The 4435-nt window shown below is 67.7% G+C and carries 5 protein-coding genes; 4 read left to right on the forward strand and 1 reads right to left on the reverse strand.

The features are described 5' to 3' along the window. The first annotated feature begins 117 nt into the window (after positions 1-117). From I6U14_RS06910 to I6U14_RS06920, 3 genes are all read left to right on the forward strand, one after another. Entirely contained in the window at positions 118-1008 is an 891-nt protein-coding gene (locus I6U14_RS06910; RefSeq protein WP_296897988.1) for a carbon-nitrogen hydrolase, read from the forward strand. 204 nt (positions 1009-1212) lie between these two features. Then, positions 1213-2313 (forward strand): anthranilate phosphoribosyltransferase, encoded by a 1101-nt coding sequence (locus I6U14_RS06915; protein WP_296897990.1) that lies wholly within the window; start codon positions 1213-1215, stop codon positions 2311-2313. A 10-nt stretch (positions 2314-2323) separates the two neighbouring features. After that, entirely contained in the window at positions 2324-2647 is a 324-nt protein-coding gene (locus tag I6U14_RS06920; protein WP_296897991.1) for a non-heme iron oxygenase ferredoxin subunit, read from the forward strand. Positions 2648-2687: 40 nt separating this feature from the next. Here I6U14_RS06920 and I6U14_RS06925 read toward each other — a convergent pair whose 3' ends face one another. Then, the gene (locus I6U14_RS06925; RefSeq protein WP_296897993.1) at positions 2688-3317 is read right to left on the reverse strand and encodes a DUF2726 domain-containing protein; all 630 of its coding nucleotides are present in this window, start codon (positions 3315-3317) and stop codon (positions 2688-2690) included. Positions 3318-3597: 280 nt separating this feature from the next. Here I6U14_RS06925 and ccmA point away from each other — a divergent pair, with 280 nt between their 5' ends. Beyond that, a complete protein-coding gene (ccmA, locus tag I6U14_RS06930) occupies positions 3598-4227 on the forward strand; it encodes a cytochrome c biogenesis heme-transporting ATPase CcmA (RefSeq protein ID WP_296897995.1) in 630 nt (209 codons plus the stop codon). The last annotated feature ends 208 nt before the right edge of the window (positions 4228-4435 follow it).

Genomic DNA, 4435 nt, shown 5'->3' on the forward strand with positions numbered 1-4435 from the left:
TCCTTAGCGCGGCCGAGCCCACTCGCCCCAGCGCAGGTGTGCATCCCCTCGCTCTGAGGGGGCACGCTGAGGGGCACTCTCACTACCGGTCTCAAGACAACCCCCACCAGGAGCAGCATGCGAAGCCTCAAGGCCGCCCTCATCCAGCGCGAGGCCCAGACAGAGCCCGGCACAGATCTGGATGCCTGCCTGCAGGCCATCCGGCGCGTCGCCGGGGCAGGCTGCCGGTTGGTGCTGTTACAGGAGCTGCACAATGGCGCTTATTTCTGCCAGCGCGAGCGTGCAGACAGCTTCGACGCTGCCGAGCCCATCCCCGGCCCGAGCACCGCCGCCCTCGGTGCGCTGGCCGCCGAGCTGAGTGTCGTCATCGTCGGCTCTCTGTTCGAGCGCCGCGCCGCCGGCGTCTACCACAACACCGCCGTTGTATTGGATGCCGACGGCAGCCTGGCCGGCCTGTATCGCAAGATGCACATCCCCGACGATCCCGGCTACTACGAGAAGTTCTATTTCACACCTGGCGACCTCGGCTTCAGGCCAGTGGACACGGCCGTCGGACGGCTCGGCGTGCTGGTGTGCTGGGATCAGTGGTTCCCGGAAGCGGCGCGGCTCATGGCCATCGGGGGAGCTGAGCTCCTGCTCTACCCCACCGCCATCGGCTGGGACCCGGCCGACCCCGAGGACGAGCGCGGCCGCCAGCTCGATGCCTGGCGCACGGTGCAGCGTGGGCATGCGGTCGCCAACGGCCTGCCGCTGCTCGCCTGCAACCGCGTGGGCTTCGAGCCGGCGCCGGACGCGGCAGGACCCGAGGACGGGATCCTGTTCTGGGGCAGCTCCTTCGCCTGCGGACCGCAGGGGGAGATCCTCGCCGCCGCCTCCGAGACCGCGCCGGAGGACCTCATCGTGGACATCGACCTCAATCGCGCCGAGGCGGTACGGCGCATCTGGCCCTTCTTCCGCGACCGGCGCATCGATGCCTATGGCGACCTGCTCAAGCGTTGGCGGGATTGACAGGGCGTACACAAGGGCGGATCGCCGGCTGCGTCGCTGGCACTGCTTTGGAGCCCCATTGCCTGGTGCCGATGGATCGCGCCCGCGGCAGCGGAGCCACTGCAGAGCCGCTGGGGAGGTTGAACCCCCGCCCAATGACCCCGAATTGCACCCGGCATCTGCGCAACAGCGCATGACGTTCCACACAGCAGGCAGTCAGACGCGATGAACGAAATCCAACGCACCATGCGCTCTATCATCCAGCGCATCGCCACCGGCCCCGAGCTCTCGAAGGACATTTCGCTGGACGAGGCGCGCCTTGGCATGCAGGCCATCCTGGACACCGAGGTGGACCCAGTGCAGGCAGGCATTTTCATGATTGCTATGCGCATGAAGCGCGAGACCGATGACGAGCAACGGGGTGTGTTGGACGCCGTGCGCGAAGCTACCAACCATGCCGTCGCGGACGTTGACGAGGTGGTGGACATCGCCGACCCCTACGACGGCTACAACCGCTGCCTGCCGGCCTCCCCTTTCTTGGCGCCGGTACTGGCCGAGTGCGGCGTGCCGGCGGTGAGCCATGGCCTGGACGCGGTGGGGCCTAAGTTCGGCGTCACACATCGTCATGTCCTGGAGGCCGCCGGCCTGCCGGTGGACCTGTCGCCGGCGGATGCGGCCGCGCGCATCGCCGACCCGGCCATCGGCTGGAGCTATGTCGACCAGCGCGCCTTCGCCCCCAAGGTGCACGACCTGGTGCCCCTGCGTGGCACCATCGTCAAGCGTCAGGTGATCACCACCGTCGAGGTTATGGCTCGGCCCATTCACGGGCGTAAGAAGACCCATCTGGTCACTGGCTACGTGCACAAGCCCTACCCGCGTATCTACGCCTTGCTCGCGCGCCACGCGGGCTTCGACTCGGCGCTGCTCGTGCGCGGCGTCGAGGGCGGTGTCGTGCCTTCGCTGCGCCAGAAAGGTGTCTGCTTCAACTACCAGCGCATGGGCGAGGAGCAATCCTTCGACATCGATCCGGGCGAGCTTGGCATTGAGCAAAACATACGCGCCGTGCCGCTGCCGGAGGACCTGCCCACCACCAGCCGCCCCGGCGACGAGATCGCCGTTGCTGTGGACGTGCCAGCCACGGCCCGCGCGGCGGCCCAGGCCGGTATGGCCGCACTGGAGGGCCAGCGCGGCCCGACTTACGACAGCCTGGTGTTCTCCGGCGCCCTGATTCTCTGGCACTTGGGCCGGGAGCAGACGCAGCACGCGGGTGCCGACCGGATCCGGGCTGTGCTGGACTCTGGCGCTGCCGCGCGCCGGCTGCGCTGAGGAGGCCGGTATGGCAGATTCAGTCATTGACGTCGGCGCTGCCGGCGACATCGAGCCCGGCAAGTTCATCGCCGTCAAGGTCGCCGGACGCAGCTACATCATCGCCCGGGTGGATGAGCGCTTCTACGCCGTGGAGGACAACTGTAGTCACGAGGACTATCCGTTGTCCTACGGGTGCCTTGACGGTGCCTACATCAAGTGCTCCCTGCACGGCAGCTGGTTCAGCCTGGAAACCGGGGAGCCCCAGGAGCCCCCGGCAGATGAGCCCATCGCGACCTTCCGGGTGACAGTGCAAGGCGGGCGTTTGCTGCTGGATACCTCACGGCCGGCCTGAGGCTTGCCGCGGCCACCGCGGCGCGGACCGCGTCTTCGCATCAGCGCCGCGGGCGGGTGCCTGGGCCTCGCCCATCCGGCTCCTGCATGGCAGCCGCGAGCTCGGCGAGCAGCGATTCCTCGTCAGCGGCCATCGGGTCCGGCGTCGGCGCAATACGCACTTCCGCGCTCTCGATGGCGTCCAGCAGCTGTTGGCGAATAGCCGTCAGCTCATAGCCGTCCGCCAGCGCCAGCTCCACCACCGGCAGCCCAGCATCCGTGCACGCCGAGCGCAGCTCGCTGACCTCTCGCCGTCGGCGTCGGCTGGGCTCCGGCGGGCTCGCCAATACCGCACAGAGTGGATGTGCATCCGCCGCCGAGCAGACCAAGAAGTCAAACATCCGGCCCGCCAATGCCTGTTCGGCGGCACGTCGCCGCCGCCTGCCGAGCATCACATCGCCCGCAAGCACGGCGCCCGCCGCAACCCGTGAGAAGACGCGAAAATCCCGTCCCACGGCCTCCTCCACGGTGCCGAGGCAGAGCCGCTCCTGAAAGTTCAGGAACTCGTCCCGACGCTGGTAGGCCAGCACGCGCCGCGGCCGGATGAGCCGGCCGAACAAGCCCAGCACACGGAACAACAATCCGGCAGCCACCAGGCCGGCGGCGAAAACCATGATGTAGAACGGCTGCAAGGCGAGACTCCCGAAAGTGCGGCAGGCGGTGCCCCCGCGACAGTATGCACACCCGGCTACGGTGGCGCCGGGCACAGCTCAACCGCCAATTGTAACCGCGCGGCAACGTGTGGCGCGTCAACCGTCTGGCCCGCGGCCGGTTGTGATACCGGCGGGCAGGCTGTATCGTCTCGCCGGCGCGCAGCAGCGGTGCCCGTCGCCGAGCATTTGCGCGCAAGCGCTGGCGACCTGTCGCGGCCATCTTCGCCATCCGAATCACCCCGGACCCGCTACCGCCCCCATGCTCGAGGTCGAGGACCTATCCTGCCGTCGCGGCGACCGCACGCTGTTCACCGGTCTCAGCTTCCGTCTGGCCGCCAGTACCCTTTTGCATGTGCGCGGGCGTAATGGCAGCGGCAAGACCACCCTGCTGCGAGCGCTCTGCGGCCTGCTGCGCCCCGACGCGGGCAGCATCCGCTGGCGCGGGGAGACCATCGATGCGCTTGCGGACGACTACAACCGCGAGGTGCTCTATTTCGGCCACCTGAACGGCATCAAGGCGGATCTGACAGGCCAGGAAAACCTGCGCGTCGCCGCCATGCTCGACCAAGACCCGGTGAACGATGCCGCGATCCTCAGTGCACTGGCCCGAATCGGCCTCGCCGGCTTCGAAGACCTGCCAACACGGATGCTGTCCCAAGGGCAAAAGAAGCGCGTCGCGCTGGCACGCTTGATATTGAGCAAGGCGCCGCTTTGGATCCTGGACGAGCCTTTCACCGCGCTGGACACCGATGCCGTCGCGCTCTTGGAGCAGCTCATCGCTGGCCACGTGGCCGACGGGGGTGCTGTTGTGTTGACGACGCATCAGGAGGTTCAGCTCACGCGGGGTGAGATTCAGCGGCTGACGCTTGCCGGTTCGCCGTCGCAATGATCGGGCCTGACAAGTACGAAGTACGCAGTACGGAGTACGGCGGGGCCGCACGGTCGCTCGACCGGCTGCTGCCGAGTCCGTCGGGCGCATCCTGTCGATCCATCTCCGGAGGCATTGTCGGGGCGGTACGACGTACTCCGTACTCCGTACTCCGTACTCATCCAGAATGCTGAAAGTCTTCCTCTGCATCCTCCAGCGCGACATGACG

The organism is Thiohalocapsa sp. (genome assembly GCF_019695415.1).
Classification (GTDB): Bacteria; Pseudomonadota; Gammaproteobacteria; order Chromatiales; family Chromatiaceae; genus Thiohalocapsa.

Bases quoted from the DNA above. Each gene is read 5' to 3' on its own strand.
- I6U14_RS06910 (WP_296897988.1), top strand. From the start codon at position 118: ATGCGAAGCCTCAAGGCCGCCCTCATCCAGCGCGAGGCCCAGACAGAG.
- ccmA (WP_296897995.1), top strand. From the start codon at position 3,598: ATGCTCGAGGTCGAGGACCTATCCTGCCGTCGCGGCGACCGCACGCTG.
- I6U14_RS06920 (WP_296897991.1), top strand. From the start codon at position 2,324: ATGGCAGATTCAGTCATTGACGTCGGCGCTGCCGGCGACATCGAGCCC.
- I6U14_RS06915 (WP_296897990.1), top strand. From the start codon at position 1,213: ATGAACGAAATCCAACGCACCATGCGCTCTATCATCCAGCGCATCGCC.